Source organism: Photobacterium alginatilyticum, from assembly GCF_009910675.1.
GTDB classification, from domain to species: domain Bacteria; phylum Pseudomonadota; class Gammaproteobacteria; order Enterobacterales; family Vibrionaceae; genus Photobacterium; species Photobacterium alginatilyticum.
This window is the reverse complement of record NZ_RSEJ01000020.1, coordinates 43,392-59,921: the sequence shown is the minus strand read 5'-3', so window position 1 is coordinate 59,921 and position 16,530 is coordinate 43,392. Positions and strand designations below refer to the sequence as shown.

At 51.1% G+C, this 16,530-nt stretch carries 18 protein-coding genes; all 18 read right to left on the bottom strand.

All coding sequences use genetic code 11. The features are described 5' to 3' along the window. Nucleotides 1-10: 10 nt before the first annotated feature. Nucleotides 11-622, bottom strand: a complete 612-nt coding sequence (locus EIZ48_RS18305; protein ID WP_075763657.1) for a YfgM family protein — start codon at nt 620-622, stop codon at nt 11-13. A gap of 13 nt (nt 623-635) precedes the next feature. Further along, nucleotides 636-1,904, bottom strand: a complete 1,269-nt coding sequence (hisS, locus tag EIZ48_RS18300) for a histidine--tRNA ligase (RefSeq protein ID WP_160654420.1) — start codon at nt 1,902-1,904, stop codon at nt 636-638. A 104-nt stretch (nt 1,905-2,008) separates the two neighbouring features. Then, complete coding sequence (gene ispG, locus EIZ48_RS18295) at nt 2,009-3,124, bottom strand: flavodoxin-dependent (E)-4-hydroxy-3-methylbut-2-enyl-diphosphate synthase (protein ID WP_160654417.1); 1,116 nt, start codon at nt 3,122-3,124, stop codon at nt 2,009-2,011. 14 nt (nt 3,125-3,138) lie between these two features. Then, nucleotides 3,139-4,122: a cytoskeleton protein RodZ gene (gene rodZ, locus EIZ48_RS18290; RefSeq protein ID WP_160654414.1), complete on the bottom strand. Its 984-nt coding sequence runs from the start codon at nt 4,120-4,122 to the stop codon at nt 3,139-3,141. Continuing rightward, a complete protein-coding gene (pilW, locus tag EIZ48_RS18285) occupies nt 4,112-4,867 on the bottom strand; it encodes a type IV pilus biogenesis/stability protein PilW (protein WP_160654411.1) in 756 nt (251 codons plus the stop codon). The genes rodZ and pilW overlap by 11 nt, the downstream gene beginning before the upstream one ends. A gap of 76 nt (nt 4,868-4,943) precedes the next feature. Then, nucleotides 4,944-6,065, bottom strand: coding sequence for a dual-specificity RNA methyltransferase RlmN (rlmN, locus tag EIZ48_RS18280; protein WP_160654409.1), 1,122 nt, complete (start codon nt 6,063-6,065; stop codon nt 4,944-4,946). Nucleotides 6,066-6,300: 235 nt separating this feature from the next. Then, nucleotides 6,301-6,729, bottom strand: coding sequence for a nucleoside-diphosphate kinase (gene ndk, locus EIZ48_RS18275; RefSeq protein ID WP_160654406.1), 429 nt, complete (start codon nt 6,727-6,729; stop codon nt 6,301-6,303). Nucleotides 6,730-6,812: 83 nt separating this feature from the next. Next, nucleotides 6,813-8,090 (bottom strand): aminopeptidase PepB, encoded by a 1,278-nt coding sequence (gene pepB / locus EIZ48_RS18270; RefSeq protein WP_160654403.1) that lies wholly within the window; start codon nt 8,088-8,090, stop codon nt 6,813-6,815. 88 nt (nt 8,091-8,178) lie between these two features. Then, the gene (gene pepB, locus EIZ48_RS18265) at nt 8,179-9,468 is read right to left on the bottom strand and encodes an aminopeptidase PepB (protein ID WP_160654401.1); all 1,290 of its coding nucleotides are present in this window, start codon (nt 9,466-9,468) and stop codon (nt 8,179-8,181) included. A gap of 428 nt (nt 9,469-9,896) precedes the next feature. After that, nucleotides 9,897-10,097, bottom strand: a complete 201-nt coding sequence (gene iscX / locus EIZ48_RS18260) for a Fe-S cluster assembly protein IscX (RefSeq protein WP_160654399.1) — start codon at nt 10,095-10,097, stop codon at nt 9,897-9,899. Between the two features lie 94 nt (nt 10,098-10,191). After that, nucleotides 10,192-10,530, bottom strand: a complete 339-nt coding sequence (gene fdx, locus EIZ48_RS18255; protein ID WP_075763646.1) for an ISC system 2Fe-2S type ferredoxin — start codon at nt 10,528-10,530, stop codon at nt 10,192-10,194. Nucleotides 10,531-10,532: 2 nt separating this feature from the next. Further along, nucleotides 10,533-12,389 (bottom strand): Fe-S protein assembly chaperone HscA, encoded by a 1,857-nt coding sequence (gene hscA / locus EIZ48_RS18250; protein WP_160654396.1) that lies wholly within the window; start codon nt 12,387-12,389, stop codon nt 10,533-10,535. Between the two features lie 39 nt (nt 12,390-12,428). Next, the gene (gene hscB, locus EIZ48_RS18245; RefSeq protein WP_075763644.1) at nt 12,429-12,944 is read right to left on the bottom strand and encodes a co-chaperone HscB; all 516 of its coding nucleotides are present in this window, start codon (nt 12,942-12,944) and stop codon (nt 12,429-12,431) included. 73 nt (nt 12,945-13,017) lie between these two features. Beyond that, nucleotides 13,018-13,341 carry an iron-sulfur cluster assembly protein IscA gene (gene iscA, locus EIZ48_RS18240; protein ID WP_075763643.1) on the bottom strand — a complete coding sequence of 108 codons (324 nt, stop codon included), beginning with the start codon at nt 13,339-13,341 and terminating at the stop codon, nt 13,018-13,020. An 18-nt stretch (nt 13,342-13,359) separates the two neighbouring features. Further along, nucleotides 13,360-13,746 (bottom strand): Fe-S cluster assembly scaffold IscU, encoded by a 387-nt coding sequence (gene iscU, locus EIZ48_RS18235; protein WP_075763642.1) that lies wholly within the window; start codon nt 13,744-13,746, stop codon nt 13,360-13,362. 34 nt (nt 13,747-13,780) lie between these two features. Further along, nucleotides 13,781-14,995, bottom strand: a complete 1,215-nt coding sequence (locus EIZ48_RS18230; protein WP_160654393.1) for an IscS subfamily cysteine desulfurase — start codon at nt 14,993-14,995, stop codon at nt 13,781-13,783. 31 nt (nt 14,996-15,026) lie between these two features. Further along, nucleotides 15,027-15,533, bottom strand: coding sequence for a Fe-S cluster assembly transcriptional regulator IscR (gene iscR, locus EIZ48_RS18225; RefSeq protein ID WP_075763640.1), 507 nt, complete (start codon nt 15,531-15,533; stop codon nt 15,027-15,029). A 112-nt stretch (nt 15,534-15,645) separates the two neighbouring features. Next, complete coding sequence (gene trmJ, locus EIZ48_RS18220; RefSeq protein ID WP_160654390.1) at nt 15,646-16,377, bottom strand: tRNA (cytosine(32)/uridine(32)-2'-O)-methyltransferase TrmJ; 732 nt, start codon at nt 16,375-16,377, stop codon at nt 15,646-15,648. Nucleotides 16,378-16,530 lie beyond the last annotated feature (153 nt).

The window sequence follows — 16,530 nt, the reverse complement described above, 5'->3', positions numbered from 1 at the left end:
CGTATCAACCTTACTGCGCCAGATCGTCAAGTTTGATCTTCAGCGCAGGCGAGGCACCCAGCTGCTGAGCCTGAACATATGCTTCACGGGCAGCGACTGCATCACCTTTTTGCAACAGCATATCACCACGCAGCTCAGCAACCTTGGCCTGCCAGCTTTCGGCAGTGACCTTGTCCAGTTCCGCCATTGCCTGGTCAAACTTTTGCTGCTCGGCATAGATACGTGCCAGACGCGTTTGCGCAATCGGTAGGATTGCCGCGTCCTGGGTATTGCCAATTGCCCAGCTCAGTTGCTCGGCAGCTGCATCCAGCTCACCTTGTGTAACCTGAGCCTTGGCCAGCTGCAATGCCGCCAGTACCGAATACTGGCTGCTTTCATGGGCAGAGATGAAAGCCTGAACATCCGCTACAGCATCAGCGCTGCCGCTTTCCAGACGGTTTATCACCTGAGTATAAGCATCGGATGCCTGCTCTTTGGCTGCCTGTACTTCACCCTGGTAATAACGCCAGCCGTACAGACCACCCAGACCAATCACAGCGCCAAGAACAACGGCTTTACCGTTCTCTTTCCACCAAGCCTTAATCTGTTCAACCTGTTGCTCTTCTGTGATGTTGACGTCCACTTCCTGTCCTCTCTTAAATCAATTCTGCAAGCTTCGCTGCTACGTCGTCCTGTGCCATGGTCGTTTGCTCGCCACCACGCAGGTCTTTCACAACCACCGTGTTCTCGGCAATCTCGTTCTCACCAAGAACAAGCGCAATAGCAGCGCCAACATTGTCGGCACGTTTAAACTGTTTCTTGAAATTGCCACCACCGAAGTGGTTCATTACGCGCAGGCCCGGTACGTCTTCGCGAAGTTTCTCGGCCAGTTTCATCCCGGCCAGCATAGTCCCTTCGCCGGCTGTCACCATGTAGACATCAACCGAGCGGCGTACGTCTGTCAGCTCCAGCGTTTCCATCATCAGAACCAGACGCTCAAGGCCCATTGCAAAACCAACGGCCGGGGTAGCCTTACCACCTAGCTGTTCGACCAGACCATCGTAACGACCACCAGCACATACGGTACCCTGGGCACCCAGGCTTTCGGTGATCCACTCAAAAACAGTGCGGTTATAATAATCCAAACCACGTACAAGACGTTCATTTACTTGATATTCGATACCAGCAGCGTCTAATAGTTCACATAAACCGGCAAAATGTTGCTTAGATTCTTCATCTAAGTACTCAGACAGTTTAGGTGCATCAACCAAAATTTCCTGCACAGCAGGGTTCTTGGTATCAAGAATACGGAGCGGGTTAGTGTGCAAACGGCGCTTGCAATCGTCATCCAACACATCCATATGCTGCTCAAGGAACGCCACCAACGCAGTACGGTAGCTTGCACGCGCTTCCAGAGAGCCAATCGAGTTCAGCTCCAGGCGCACATGCTCAAAAATACCCAGCTCGCGCCAGAAGCGCGCCATCATCATAATTAGCTCGGCATCGACATCCGGACCGTTAAGACCAAAGACTTCGACACCAAACTGATGAAACTGGCGGTAGCGGCCTTTCTGCGGGCGCTCGTGGCGGAACATCGGGCCCGTATACCACAGGCGCTGTTCCTGGTTGTACAGCAGACCATTCTGGATCCCGGCGCGTACGCAACCAGCAGTCCCTTCCGGACGCAGGGTCAGGCTGTCACCGTTACGATCGTCAAAGGTGTACATTTCCTTCTCGACGACATCCGTCACTTCACCGATAGCACGCTTAAACAAATGCGTAGACTCAACGATTGGCATACGGATTTCATTATAGCCGTATGCGCTAACTACTTGCTTAATGGTATTTTCCACTTTGTGCCAAAGCGGTGATTGTGTTGGTAGGCAGTCGTTCATGCCTCGAATTGCTTGAATTTGTTTCGCCACGTTTATTCTCGTTAACCGATGGGGAATTGAATCGAATATATAGGTTCTTGCAGAAATAGTGAACCACGCCCTGAGTTTTCAGGGCGTGGTTCAGACATATTTCGCTACTTTTCTTCTACATCAATGCGATTGTTGACATCTAGCATTGATGCTTTTGCACGGATCTTGGTCTCTAGCTGATCAATCACGTTGTCGTTGTCAAAACGCTCTTTCTGACGAACACCGTCATCATAGAAGGCGCTCTTGCGGTTACCGCCGGCAATACCCAGGTGCGAGACCTCGGCTTCGCCCGGACCGTTAACCACACAGCCAATGACAGAGACATCCATTGGAATCGTAATATCTTCCAGGCGCTGCTCCAGCTCGTTCACGGTGCCGATCACATCAAACTCCTGACGCGAGCAGGTCGGACAGGCAATAAAGTTGATACCGCGAGAACGAATGCGCAAAGACTTGAGGATATCAAAACCGACCTTGATCTCTTCAACCGGATCGGCAGCCAGTGAGACACGCAATGTATCACCGATGCCCTCGGACAACAGCATACCCAGGCCAACCGCAGACTTCACGGCTCCGGCACGCAGGCCACCGGCTTCGGTGATCCCCAGGTGCAGCGGCTGCTTAATTTGTGCCGCCAGCTTACGGTAGGATTCAACGGCCAGGAAAACATCCGAGGCCTTGACGCTGACCTTGAACTGATCAAAATTCATGCGATCAAGAATATCGACATGACGCATCGCCGATTCTACCAGAGCATCCGGCGTCGGCTCACCGTATTTCTGCTGGATGTCTTTTTCCAGCGAACCGCCATTGATCCCGATACGGATCGGAATGTTCTTGTCGCGTGCACAGTCAACCACGGCACGGATACGGTCTTCACGACCGATATTGCCCGGGTTAATACGAAGACAGTCAACACCATATTCCGCCACTTTCAGGGCGATACGGTAGTCAAAATGGATATCGGCGACCAGCGGGATATTAACCTGCTGTTTGATCTGCTTGAATGCTTCGGCCGCATCCATGGTCGGCACCGAGACACGGACGATGTCCGCACCAACGTTTTCCAGGGATTTGATCTGCGCAACAGTGGCTTCAACATCAGTTGTACGCGTGTTGGTCATCGACTGAACAGCTATTGGGGCGCCATCACCAATTGGGACATCCCCGACATAAATCCGGGTTGACTGACGACGTTTAATTGGAGATTCGTTATGCATTACATTTACTCTGTTTACTGCGGCAGCTTCAATCGGGCTACTTTACCAACCGGGTACTTGCTTAGATCCACCGGCTCACCTTTGTAGCTTATTTTAACAGCACCCGGTGCACCTAGCACCAGTTTAAATGGCGCAGGGCCATCTAAATTCAGCACATCACCCGACTTCTTGATGCCGGTATCGAGTCGCTTGCCGTTGGCATCACGGATATCGACCCAGCAATCGGCACTGAATGTCAGGATCAAATCTGACTCAACAACCGCCACTTCAGCATCTTCTGCTGTTGTCTCGGGCGTTTGCAGTGAAGCCAGGCTATCTGCACTGTCGGTTTCTTCAACATCGATCGCCTCAGATTCGTTGCTAAAGCTATCATCAAAACTGGTTATCGGCTCTACGGATTCATTCACGACAACCGTGTCAACTGGCTCTATCGTCTCAATAACCGCCCCTTCTGCCGCAACACTGATATCGGCGGAAGAGAGCTCGGCATTGCTGATTGCCGATGAGTTTGCACTGGCAAGGGATTCATCCAGCGGCTGCCCCTGTTGTTCGGCAAGGTTCAGTGCCTCTGTCTCTTGCTCCATCTGCAAGCTCTGCCACCACCAGATGCCGGTCAGACCGACAAAGATGACCGCCAGCGCCCAGGTCAGGCGCATGATGCGGTTATCATGGGCTTCCCGTTTGGTGCGGCGGGAAAAGCTCTGCATCTCATGGTCTTGGTGCTGAGCATGGCCATGCTGATCAAGCTTGGCTAGCACCTCGGCTTCATCCAGTCCGACAAACTTGGCGTAGGAGCGAACATAACCACGCGTGAACGTGGCAAGCTGTGACTGTTCAAAATTATTGTCTTCGATGTCATTGATCACCGAGAGGCGAAGCCTCAACCGGTTGGCAATATCCTTCTGTGAATAGCCAAGCTGTTCACGAGCTTGACGTAGCATATCCCCCGGACGAATGACTTCTTCTGTTGATAGATCTTCGTTCTGTTCAGTATTCATTGGCTAGATATTTTTGATATTGCTGTGAGTTTGGGTAGTGCTCTTTGAGCAGACTGGCATACTTCTCGACATAAGTTAAGCGTCCGGCCTCACTTTCAAGCTGAAGCAGCAGCAACAGGCTGTCTGCATTGTACCCATACCTCTTATTAAATTTAAAAAGCATGGCGCGCGCATCATTCAAATTGTGGGAGTCTATTTCAAGCTGCGCCAGCTGTAACATTGATTTCGGTTGAAAAGGCTCATAAGCCAGAGCCTTTTCAAAGTACCCTTTGGCTTGCAGTTTATCGCCGCCTTTAAGACTGCAAAAAGCGGCATTTTCATAACTGGCCGAAGTTTGGTAGTAATTAGGTTGTTCGATGGCTTTCTCAAAGACAGCGATAGCGTCATCGTAACGCTGCTGACTACACAAGAATACACCATAGTTATTCAGTACATCGCCATTTTTCGGCGAATCACGCAGTGCCTGCCTATACATTTTCTCAGCGGCAGCCGGTTCATCAACTTGCTGATAATAATAGGCCATTGCATTTTGTGCACGATAATACCGCGGCGCGTAGTCAAGCGCCAGCTCAAGGTTATCACGAGCACGCTGCCATTGCCCAGATTCCAGATAGCTAAGGCCAAGAGAGATCCTGGCCTCAGACACTTCAATTTTATCTATCTCATTTCTATTGCCGGCTTCATCGACTGTGACACAGCCTATTAACAAGCTACACAATAGAGGGGACATCGTCCACCGTACCATATTTTCCCCAAGCTAACGTCCATGTTGCACCGATACGCGAGGCGAGCGAGTAGCCACCGGGTATCGGCCTTTGCAATTAGACTGCTTTTACAGGGATTTGTTCACCATTTTGTTGCTTGGCTTTTGTTCGTTTCGTGCGGTCAATCACATCACCAACCAATTGTCCGCATGCCGCGTCGATATCATCACCGCGGGTTTTACGTACGGTCACGGTAAAGTCATACTCCATCAGGGTTTTCATGAAGCGATCAATGCGCGAGTTGCTTGGTTTCTTGTATGGCGAACCCGGGTACGGGTTGAACGGGATCAGGTTAATTTTCGCCGGGGTGTCTTTCAGTGTTTCGGCCAGCTGACGCGCGTGGTCCATATCGTCATTGACATGATCCAACAGCACATATTCAACGGTGACACGGCCACGGTTTGCATTCGTTGAATCAACATAACGACGCACCGACTCAAGAAACGTCTCGATGTTCCAACGATCATTAACCGGCATGATTTCCGAGCGCAGCTCATCAGTCGGGGCGTGCAGCGAAATGGCCAGTGCCACATCAATGTTACCCGTCATCTGGTCTAGACCAGAAACAACACCGGAGGTCGACACTGTTACGCGACGCTTGGACAAACCAAAGCCCAGGTCATCGAGCATGATTTCCAATGCCGGGATCAGGTTCTTCATATTAAGCAGCGGCTCGCCCATCCCCATCATAACGACGTTGGTAATTGGGCGGCGACCGGTTTCCTTCTCGACCCCGATCTCTTTGGCTGCACGCCAAACCTGGCCAATAATTTCTGACACACGCAGGTTACGGTTAAAGCCTTGCTGCGCCGTTGAACAGAATTTACATTCCAGGGCACAGCCTACCTGAGAAGAAACGCACAGCGTTGCACGGTCTTCGTCCGGGATATAAACCGTTTCGACATCCTGATCACCCACACGCATCGCCCACTTGATCGTACCGTCAGACGAGTGCTGGGCCTCAGAGACATAAGGCGCACGGATTTCGGCGACACGCTTTAGCTTTTCGCGCAGCTTCTTGTTGATGTTTGTCATTTGATCGAAGTCATCACAACCGAAATGGTAGATCCACTTCATGATCTGATCAGCACGGAATGGTTTTTCACCAAGCTCGTCAGCGAAATACTTACGCAGACCCTTGCGATCGAAATCCAGCAGATTAGTTTTGACTGTTGTCATCGGTTGTTGCCTCACTAAAAAATGACTGATTCTGCGCCTTGGCAACCTAAAGTAGGGAGGTTGCATGTAACAGGACAATTCAAGGCGCGAAATTGTACAGCCTTTACTGCTTAGTTTCCACTTGTTACCCATAGGGATATCTTAGCAGTTCCCCTGTCCCGCAGCCTAAAAACACCAACGGGAAGCCTAGGCTTCCCGTTAATAATCTGTTTTGATTAAAATTTAACCGCGCATATTAATCACGAGGGCAAATTTCATCCTCGGCAAAGAAATAAGCAATTTCGCGCGCGGCGGATTCAGGGCTGTCAGAACCATGCACCGAGTTATGGCGCAGGCTAAGAGCAAAGTCAGAACGGATTGTCCCGCATGCAGCCTCTTCAGGGTTGGTCTTACCCATTAACTCACGGTAACGCACAATCGCATCTTCTCCTTCCAGTACCTGTACCAGCACCGGACCCGATGTCATAAATGCGACCAAATCATCAAAGAAAGGCTTGCCTTCATGCTCGGCATAAAAACCCTGGGCTTTTTCTGCATTGAGACGCACCATCTTGGCAGCAACAATTTTCAACCCGGCATTTTCAAAACGCTGATAAATCGCCCCAATCAAGTTACGCTTTACCGCATCAGGCTTAACGATGGAAAACGTTCTTTCAATTGTCATTATTATTCTTCCTTTTGAATCTGTTCATCAATGTGACGTGAATCTTGGGGGGAGACACGAACAACTCCCCCTTCACAATACCGCTATAGCAGCAAGGCTGCAATGTTAGCAACCCCGAGACCCGTTGCTCCGGCCGCCCAGCGACTGTCGGCACTATCCCGGAAACACGCAGCCAAATCAAAATGGATCCAGCGGCTTGAACCGGTATCAACAAAACGTGACAGGAAGGCGGCAGCATTCGATGCCCCTCCCATACCGCCGCCCTTCTGTGCCCGGCTGTTGGCCGTATCGGCATAGTAAGACGGGCAGTTTGCCTGATGCCACTTTTCCAGCGGAAGTGGCCAGGCCGGTTCGCTAACTAGCTCTGACAACTGCTGCGCATGTTGCAACAAGTCCTTATCAAGGCCGAACAATGCATTGTAATCGGTTCCGACTGCCATCATCGCCGCACCGGTGAGTGTTGCGGCATCGATAATCAGCGGCGCCTTGGTCTCGCTGGCTGCTATCAACCCGTCGGCCAATACCAAACGTCCTTCAGCATCGGTATTGACCACTTCTACGGTCAGCCCATTCTTGTACGTTAACACATCCCCCAGCTTATAGGCGTTACCCGCGACCATGTTTTCTGCGCAACACAGGATCAACCTCACACGTTGGCGCAAACCTTGCTCAATCGCGTAACCAAGTGCCGCTGTGACGGTAGCTGCACCGCCCATATCGCACTTCATGGTCACCATGCCGGCACTCGATTTCAGGCTGTAACCGCCTGAGTCGAAAGTGATCCCCTTGCCCACCAGGCACGCTGCAACCGGCGCGTCAGGATCGCTTGTCGGGTTGAAATCCAGCGTCAGCATCACCGGCGGACGGCTGCTGGCACGACCGACGCTGTGCGTGCCAACCCAACCGTGATCCAATAGCTGATCACCGACCAGCAGCTCATGGCTGATTTTGTCTCCGGCAATGGAAGTAAGAAACTCAACCGCATCCGCAGCCAATTTTTCCGGGTACATATCTTCCGGGGTCGCATTAACCACCTGGCGCACCCAGTCGCTACATTGGCGACGAGCATTGAGCAACTCAAGCTCGTCTTCATCAATGGATGCCCACTTCAGCTCTACAGGCTTCATCGTGGCAGCAAAACCGCAATAGAAGGCCCATTGGCGCTCGTAGCTCCAGCCATCACCTTCAAGGCTTGCCTGAATAGCTCCCTGCGATTGCAGCTGGCGAGCGGCCTGCTGAATACGACGCAGCGGGTAGTCGCCGCTAAAGTGGATCACGGCACCGTCTTCTTGATACGACAGCAGCGCTTTCTCGCCCCACGCACCTGCGCTTGGCTCTGCCGAAAGTGAAATCCTTAACATAAACTCTCTTTCCGTTATAAGTAACAAATCACCGCCACGAGCTACGTAGCGGTGATTTGCCAACAAGTTAATGTAACGACGCTATGGCTTATTCTTCGTCGCTGAGGATGTTTGCCAGGGTGCGTACGCCCATACCTGTGGCACCAGCCCCCCACTTGTCATTGGCCGTTTTGCGGTATGTACCGCTGGCATCAATGTGCATCCAGCCGTTTTTGTAATCTTCTACGAAATACGACAAGAATGCGGCCGCGGTGCTTGCTCCCGGCAGAAAATCCCCCATCGACACATTCGACAAATCGGCAAAGTTCGACGGCATCATGGCACGATGATGATCGGCCAGCGGCAGCGGCCATAACCCTTCCAGCTCATCACTGGCTGCCATCAAGGCACGCTGTGCCAAATCGTGGTCAAAGCTGAACAATGCATGATAGTCGTTACCCAACGCATTTTTCGCCGACCCGGTCAGGGTCGCGCAGTCGATGATCACTTCAGGGTTCTGCGAGCTGGCGTAAATCAGACCGTCAGCCAGTACCAGTCGCCCTTCGGCATCGGTATTGAGGATCTCTACCGTTTTACCGTTCTTATAGGTAATGATATCGCCCAGCTTGAAGGCTCGGCCAGATACCATGTTCTCGGCACAGCACAGAATTAGCTTAATACGTTTTTGGGTGCCGCGGGCAATCGCCAGAGCCAAACCGCCGGTTGCCATGGCAGAGCCGCCCATATCGGCCTTCATTGCCGTCATGCCGCCAGATGGTTTCAGGCTGTAGCCGCCAGAGTCAAAAGTAATCCCTTTACCCACCAGGCAAGTGTGTACCGGCGCATCGGCATCACCTGTCGGATTATAGTCGAGGCGCAGCATCGCCGAAGAGCGCTCGGAGCCGCGGCCCACGGTATGGATACCGTTCCACCCCTCGTCGAGCAAATCATTGCCCTTGATGATTTTGTAGGTCACATGCTCCGGTGCCAGCGACTTAATAAATTCACCCGCACGTGCGGCCAGCTGCGAAGGGCGAACGATTTCAGCCGGCTGGTTGATAATTTCACGTACCCAGTTCGTCGCTGTCAGGCGAGCCTGAAGTTCTGCCTCTTCTTCCTCGCCCAGTCCGCTCCATACCACTTCGTTGCCCGACTTGGCATTGCGGTGCCCCTGAATAAATGCCCAGATACTCTCCAGATCCCATTCATCCCCTGCCAACGTAACCTGCTTGATACCCTGTGCATCCAGCTTCCGTCCTGCGCGCTGAATCGCGGCCAACGGGTTCTCAGCCGTCAAATGAACCATTGCCCCTTTGGCTTCAAAGGTCACAAGTGCATTTTTGCCCCACTTCTCATCGGCAACTTCCTGGGATAAAAATACGAACATATTGGCAGACATGAATTACTCCTTGAGTTCTGCTATTCACCGCAATGACCGGGCCACTGCTCAATGAATACCAATTATAGGGTATAGCCGACTCCGAAAACCGACTCAGCCCCAGCTTCTGTATCGTGTTCAGGCAACAAAATGATGACATCGCTGTTACCACACCTAGAGAAGTTATGGGGGCATAGTCTTGTATTGCAAGGGAGTTATCGGCTGTAAAATAACAAAGCAGGCCATTAAGCCCGTCAATTCTCGATATCATGGTTAATCATTTTGTGAAAAACCAAATATTCAGAAATTTTCGTTACTTTGCCTTGGCATATCGAAATAAACAAGGTGTTTACATCAAGAGTAAGAGCGAGATCGTGTTGCAGATGGGACTTGTTGAATAATGGGCCGGGTAAGAAACAATATTAAAAAAGGCGGGAGCTATCGAATGGTCAGTTTGCTTCTTCAATCCAGCACATCTGCACCGCCTCGAGAATACGCTCGTTGCAATGCTCAGGGTCGTCATCAAAGTCTTCCAGTGCCAATATCCACTCCCTGAGATCGGTAAACCGGACGGTCACCGGGTCAATATCCGGGAACTGTTCAGCTAGCTCAATGGCCAGCTCTTGCGAGTCAATCCATTTCAAACCCATCACATTCACCTGCTATCAACCAAGAAGGAATACTATATTGTAGCCTGTCTGCCCACTGATGAAGTATCAATGAACAGACAGGCAGGCCGAGGCCTTAGTGGTTTTCCGACGCCAGATTCAGGGTGTATTTCGGAATTTCCACCACCAAATCTTCATCAGCCACCACCGCCTGGCAACCCAGGCGTGACTCTGGCTCAAGGCCCCATGCCTTGTCCAGCATATCGTCTTCGAGCTCTTCACTCTCTTCCAGAGAGTCAAAACCTTCACGAATAATCACATGGCAAGTAGTGCAGGCACAGGATTTCTCACATGCGTGCTCAATGCCGATACCATTTTTCAGCGCAACATCCAAGACGGTTTGGCCGCTCTCTGCTTCCAGTACTGCGCCCTCCGGGCAAAGTTCTTCGTGGGGTAGTACAACAATTTTAGGCATGCCTAAACCTCATCAATCGAATGACCGGCCAGTGCCTGACGAATAGATTTGTCCATTCGGCGAGAGGCGAATTCCTGGCTAGCTTTATCTGTTTTCTTAATACCTTGCTCAATCGCATACGGATCGGTGCCCTGACGCAATTGAACCAGCTCCATCATGACAGCTTCTAACTCGTCACGTTCTTCTTTTGTCAGCAGGGTATCACCGTCTGCTGCCAGCGCTGTGATCAATCCTTCGAGAACGCGGTCCGCTTCAACCTGCTGCTCGGCAAGCGTGCGGGCATCTTTGTCTTCCTGCGCATGGGTCATCGACTCACGGATCATAGTGGCGATTTCATCATCCGTCAGACCGTATGACGGCTTCACCTGAATGGATGACTGCACTTCGCTGCTCTTTTCCATTGCCGTTACCGATAGCAGGCCATCAGCGTCAACCTGGTAGGTCACACGAATATGCGCCGCACCCGCCGCCATGGCAGGAATACCACGCAGGGTAAAACGAGCCAGCGAGCGGCAGTCGCTCACCATTTCACGTTCACCCTGGACAATGTGCACTGACATTGCGGTCTGACCATCTTTGAAAGTGGTAAACTCTTGCGCCCGGGCAACAGGGATAGTGGTGTTGCGAGGAATAATTTTCTCGACCATTCCCCCCATGGTTTCGATACCCAGTGACAGCGGGATAACATCCAGCAGCAACATATCGGAGTCCGGTTTGTTGCCGGCCAGAATATCCGCCTGGATAGAAGCACCAATTGCAACCACCTGATCCGGGTCAATCGAGGTCAACGGATCTTTGCCGAAGTAGCTGCCGACCATTTCACGGACCAGCGGCACGCGCGTCGACCCGCCGACCATAACCGTTTCAATCACTTCGTCGATTTCAATCGATGCATCCTTGATTGCACGGCGGCAAGCCATCAGGGTTTTCTTCACCAACGGCTGGATGAGCGCATTGAACTGCTCGCGGCTAACCGTTCCCTGCCAGTCCAGTACATCAATCTCGGCTTCATCGGCATCGCTCAGTGCAATCTTGGCCGCCGTTGCCGCATCATGCAGAGCACGTGACTGCTGCGCAGAAAGCTGGCCGTCAAACCCGGCCTGCTCGGCAATCCACTCAGCCAATAGATGGTCGAAATCATCGCCGCCCAGTGCCGAATCACCGCCTGTCGCCATCACTTCGAAAACACCTTTCGACAGGCGAAGGATAGAAATATCAAACGTACCGCCGCCAAGATCGTAGACCGCAATGACACCTTCCTGGCCGGAGTCCAGGCCATAGGCAATCGCAGCCGCTGTCGGCTCGTTAAGCAGGCGCAGAACGTTCAGGTTCGCCAGCTTGGCCGCATCTTTGGTACCGGCACGCTGGGCATCATCAAAATAGGCAGGAACCGTGATCACCACCCCTTCCAGATCACCGCCCAGGGTCTCCTTGGCACGCTCACTGAGCGTCTTCAGGATCTCTGCCGAGACCTGGACTGGGTTCACAACCCCGTTACGGGTAACGAGCTGAGGCAGGCCATTATCGGTAGCCTGATACTGGTAAGGTAGCTGCGGATAGCGCTGCTGAATATCAGCCAGAGAACGGCCCATCATACGTTTTACGGAGAAAATCGTATTTTCAGGGTCCTGCTGAGCCAACGCCCTTGCTTCCTGGCCAATCAGTACTGCATCGTCTTCGCCGTAATGCACCACCGACGGCAAAATAGCCCGGCCCTGCGCATCCTGTAACGTTTCCGGAACGCCGCTGCGAACCGCAGCCACGAGAGAATTTGTGGTACCCAGATCAATACCCACCGCCAGTTTGTGTTGGTGCGGTGCTGCACTTTGACCTGGTTCAGCAATCTGTAACAGTGCCATTATCGTTCCTGTGGAGTTAGTGCTGGAATCGGGAAAGGATCAGTCGAACAACGTTTCTTCAAGGCGCTCAACTTCGTTACGCAGCTTATCAATAAACTTCAGCTTGCGCACGGCATCCGCTGCTTGTTCCCAGCTTTCATTATTTAATAATTGCTCTAGATCCGCCAACTGCGACTTGTACATCGCCGACGCCTGCTGCTCAAAGTCAAACAGCGCCGACTCAGGATCAGTGGCATCAGGGATTTCTTCAAGAGCTTCACGCAGTTCCATCTGCTGCATCAAAAATTCTGGGTCTTGCAATGTCTTGTTCTCGCCGCGAATATCCACATGCTTCTCAGAGAGCATATATTCTGCACGAGCAATAGGACTTTTCAGCGTTTGAAAGGCATCGTTAATTTGCGCAGCTTTCTGGACCGCCATTAAACGGTCTCGCTCAGAGGCGACTGCGAAATTGTCAGGGTGGAAACGACGTTGCAGTTCCCGGAACTGAGTTGAAAGAAGGCTACCATCCAGTTCAAACTGGAAAGGTAGCCCAAATAATTCGAAATGATTCATATAGCGTCTGATATCTATAGAGACCGAACCTGATAACTAAACAGCTAGCTATCAGGCTCAGTTGAAACAGCGATTAGACGTTGAAGCTCTCACCACAACCGCACTCGCTTGAAACGTTCGGGTTGTTGAACTGGAAGCCTTCATTTAGCCCTTCTTTGGCAAAATCCAGCTCGGTTCCGTCGAGATAAACAAGGCTCTTGGCATCAATAATGATTTTAACGCCTTTCTCTTCGAATACCGTATCCTCTTCATTCAGTTCATCAACGAACTCAAGGACATAAGCCATTCCTGAACACCCTGAAGTACGGACACCTAAGCGCAGGCCAATGCCTTTGCCTCGGTTCTCTAGGAAAGTAGCTACGCGACTTGCCGCCGCTTCAGTAATAGTAATGGCCATACAACAACCCTCAGGAGATTAATTTTCTTCGTGTTTCTTCTTGTAATCGCTAACTGCGGCTTTGATTGCATCTTCAGCAAGAATCGAGCAGTGAACTTTTACCGGTGGCAGCTCAAGCTCTTCTGCGATCGCCGAGTTTTTGATTGAAGCCGCCTCGTCCAGGCTCTTTCCTTTCACCCACTCGGTGATCAGAGAGCTTGACGCAATCGCCGAACCACAACCGTATGTTTTAAACTTCGCATCTTCGATAATGCCTTCTTCAGTCACTTTGATCTGAAGTTTCATCACATCGCCACACGCTGGTGCACCCACCATGCCGCTACCGATGCTCTTGTCGTTTTTGTCAAATGAGCCCACGTTACGCGGGTTCTCGTAATGATCGATGACTTTTTCGCTATATGCCATGATATATCTCCTCGAATACGTTATGACCGCAAGATTAGTGGTGTGCCCACTCGACTGTGTTCAGGTCAATGCCTTCTTTATACATATCCCACAACGGAGACATTTCACGCAATTTCTCAACCGCACCGCGGATTTGCGAAACTGCATAGTCTACTTCTTCTTCCGTCGTGAAGCGACCGAAAGAGAAACGAATTGAGCTGTGTGCCAGTTCATCGTCCAGACCCAGCGCACGCAGTACATACGAAGGTTCCAGGCTGGCAGACGTACACGCCGAACCAGAGGACACCGCAAGATCTTTCAGTGCCATCAGCAGGGATTCACCTTCAACGAAAGCAAAGCTGATATTCAGGTTGTTAGGCAGGCGTTGTTCCATATCACCATTGATGGTCATTGCTTCGATGTCTTTGACACCGTCAAGCAGACGGTTACGCAGCGCGATCGCGTGCTGGTAATCTTTGTCCATATCTTCTTTGGCAATACGGAAGGCTTCGCCCATACCCACGATTTGGTGGGTCGCAAGAGTACCTGAGCGGAAGCCACGCTCATGACCGCCACCGTGCATTTGTGCCTCTAGGCGGATACGTGGCTTACGACGCACATACAGTGCACCGATACCCTTAGGGCCGTAAATTTTGTGCGCAGACAGTGAAATCAGGTCGACTTTCATTTCCTGAACGTCGATTGGCAGTTTGCCAGCAGACTGGGCGGCATCCACGTGGAAGATAACTTTCTTCTCACGGCACATCTCGCCGATAGCCGCGATGTCCTGAATAACACCAATTTCGTTATTTACATGCATGATAGATACCAATACCGTGTCTTCACGCATTGCATCACGTAGCTTTGCCAGATCAATCAGGCCGTTTGATTCAGGCTCGAGGTAGGTGACTTCATAGCCTTCACGCTCAAGCTGACGGCATGGATCCAGAACGGCTTTGTGCTCTGTCTTGCAGGTAATAACGTGTTTACCTTTCTTACCATAGAAGTGCGCAGCACCCTTAATAGCCAGGTTGTCAGATTCAGTAGCACCTGAGGTAAAGACGATTTCACGCGGATCTGCATTGAGCAAATCAGCAATATTTTCACGTGCCGTATCGACTGCTTCCTCTGCCTGCCAACCGTAACGGTGAGAACGAGAAGCCGGGTTACCGAAGTTACCATCCATAGTCAGGCATTGCATCATCTTCTCGGCAACACGGGGATCTACTGGGCAAGTAGCGGAATAATCAAAATATATTGGCAGTTTCATCTTCTTCTCCGAAAACACGGACGTCTAGTCTCTAGGAGCGAACATCGACACCTATAGTGGCGCTGTCGTGTGTATTATTATTTACAAATGATGCTTTATGTCGACCATGATCCTGGCGATCAGAGATTTCCTGTACATCATTGTCTTTCATCAACTCGCCAAGAGTGATGTTGTTCAAAAAACCGCTGATCCGGGAGCTCAGGTCGTGCCATAGAGTATGTGTCAAGCAGCGTACACCGCCCTGACAATCCCCTTTTCCGTGGCACTTGGTGGCATCAACCGATTCATCAACAGCTGCAATGACCATACCTACTGCAATGCTGTCCGCATCTTCACCCAAGCGGTAACCGCCACCGGGACCACGAACACTGGCAACCAGGCCAGCCTTGCGCAGGCGAGAGAAAAGCTGTTCCAAATAAGACAGTGAAATTCCCTGACGCTCTGAAATATCAGCCAGAGGAACAGGACCATCTTGAGAATGCAGAGCCACATCTAGCATGGCTGTTACTGCGTATCTTCCTTTTGATGTCAATCTCATAACACACCGCTACCCACTTATATGTATGGGAGGAGTGTCGCATACCTGACTAAAACGGTCAAGTATTTACCTGACTGTTTTAGTCAAGCTTTTAACCATAAGGTTTATACGTCTATTTGCCGCGACTTTCTAGCGATTTTTCGACTGAGGATAAGATACCTCGCAGGATATTCAACTCCTGCTGCTCAGGGCGAGCACGGGTAAATAGTCGGCGCAGCTTCGCCATCACCATTCCCGGATGTTTCTTATTAATAAACTGGGTCTGCGTAGTGACTTTTTCAAGGTGCTCATAGAACATTTCCAGTTCTTTGGCTCGTGGATATTCTTCTACCTTGCTATCACCATCGTATTTTTGCTGCTCGAGGTACGCCATACGGATCTCGTAGCTAACCGTCTGCACGGCCATCGCCAGATTCAGCGAACTGTAGTCCGGGTTAGCCGGAATATAGACATGACAATGACATTTTTGCAGCTCTTCATTGGTCAGCCCCGTCCGTTCACGACCGAACAAAATAGCGACATTGTGGCTGCCGGCCTCGGCAATCGACTTGATCCCACATTCACGCGGGTCGAGCTGCGGCCACTCCAGGGTACGAGAACGTGCGCTCGAACCGACAACCAGGCCGCAATCAGCAATCGCTTCATCCAGGGTCGGGACAATTTTCGCATTTTCGACAATATCAGCTGCACCGGCAGCCAGCGCATACGATTTTTCGTCGATTTCACAAGCAGGATCGACCAACACCAAATTGGTCAGGCCCATCACTTTCATCGCTCGGGCAGCCGAACCGATATTACCCGGATGAGAGGTACCCACTAAAACAACACTGATTTTATCTAACATGAAAAAGCTATATCCGACGAATTCTTAAAGCGGGAGGATTTTAACACACCCTCTCCAAAAATGGAGAAAACATGTAAAAACATTATATCTATGACCGGTATTTTATTCCTTTTAGTGCTAACGCAGAAAGGAAAAACCGTTCCGGGCAAAAAA

Bases quoted from the DNA above. Each gene is read 5' to 3' on its own strand.
- pilW (WP_160654411.1), bottom strand. From the start codon at position 4,867: ATGGTACGGTGGACGATGTCCCCTCTATTGTGTAGCTTGTTAATAGGC.
- fdx (WP_075763646.1), bottom strand. From the start codon at position 10,530: ATGCCTAAAATTGTTGTACTACCCCACGAAGAACTTTGCCCGGAGGGC.
- EIZ48_RS18230 (WP_160654393.1), bottom strand. From the start codon at position 14,995: ATGAAACTGCCAATATATTTTGATTATTCCGCTACTTGCCCAGTAGAT.
- hscB (WP_075763644.1), bottom strand. From the start codon at position 12,944: ATGAATCATTTCGAATTATTTGGGCTACCTTTCCAGTTTGAACTGGAT.
- trmJ (WP_160654390.1), bottom strand. From the start codon at position 16,377: ATGTTAGATAAAATCAGTGTTGTTTTAGTGGGTACCTCTCATCCGGGT.
- pepB (WP_160654403.1), bottom strand. From the start codon at position 8,090: ATGTTAAGGATTTCACTTTCGGCAGAGCCAAGCGCAGGTGCGTGGGGC.
- ispG (WP_160654417.1), bottom strand. From the start codon at position 3,124: ATGCATAACGAATCTCCAATTAAACGTCGTCAGTCAACCCGGATTTAT.
- iscU (WP_075763642.1), bottom strand. From the start codon at position 13,746: ATGGCATATAGCGAAAAAGTCATCGATCATTACGAGAACCCGCGTAAC.
- pepB (WP_160654401.1), bottom strand. From the start codon at position 9,468: ATGTCTGCCAATATGTTCGTATTTTTATCCCAGGAAGTTGCCGATGAG.
- iscX (WP_160654399.1), bottom strand. From the start codon at position 10,097: ATGGGTTTGAAATGGATTGACTCGCAAGAGCTGGCCATTGAGCTAGCT.
- iscA (WP_075763643.1), bottom strand. From the start codon at position 13,341: ATGGCCATTACTATTACTGAAGCGGCGGCAAGTCGCGTAGCTACTTTC.
- rodZ (WP_160654414.1), bottom strand. From the start codon at position 4,122: ATGAATACTGAACAGAACGAAGATCTATCAACAGAAGAAGTCATTCGT.
- rlmN (WP_160654409.1), bottom strand. From the start codon at position 6,065: ATGACAACAGTCAAAACTAATCTGCTGGATTTCGATCGCAAGGGTCTG.
- hscA (WP_160654396.1), bottom strand. From the start codon at position 12,389: ATGGCACTGTTACAGATTGCTGAACCAGGTCAAAGTGCAGCACCGCAC.
- iscR (WP_075763640.1), bottom strand. From the start codon at position 15,533: ATGAGATTGACATCAAAAGGAAGATACGCAGTAACAGCCATGCTAGAT.
- ndk (WP_160654406.1), bottom strand. From the start codon at position 6,729: ATGACAATTGAAAGAACGTTTTCCATCGTTAAGCCTGATGCGGTAAAG.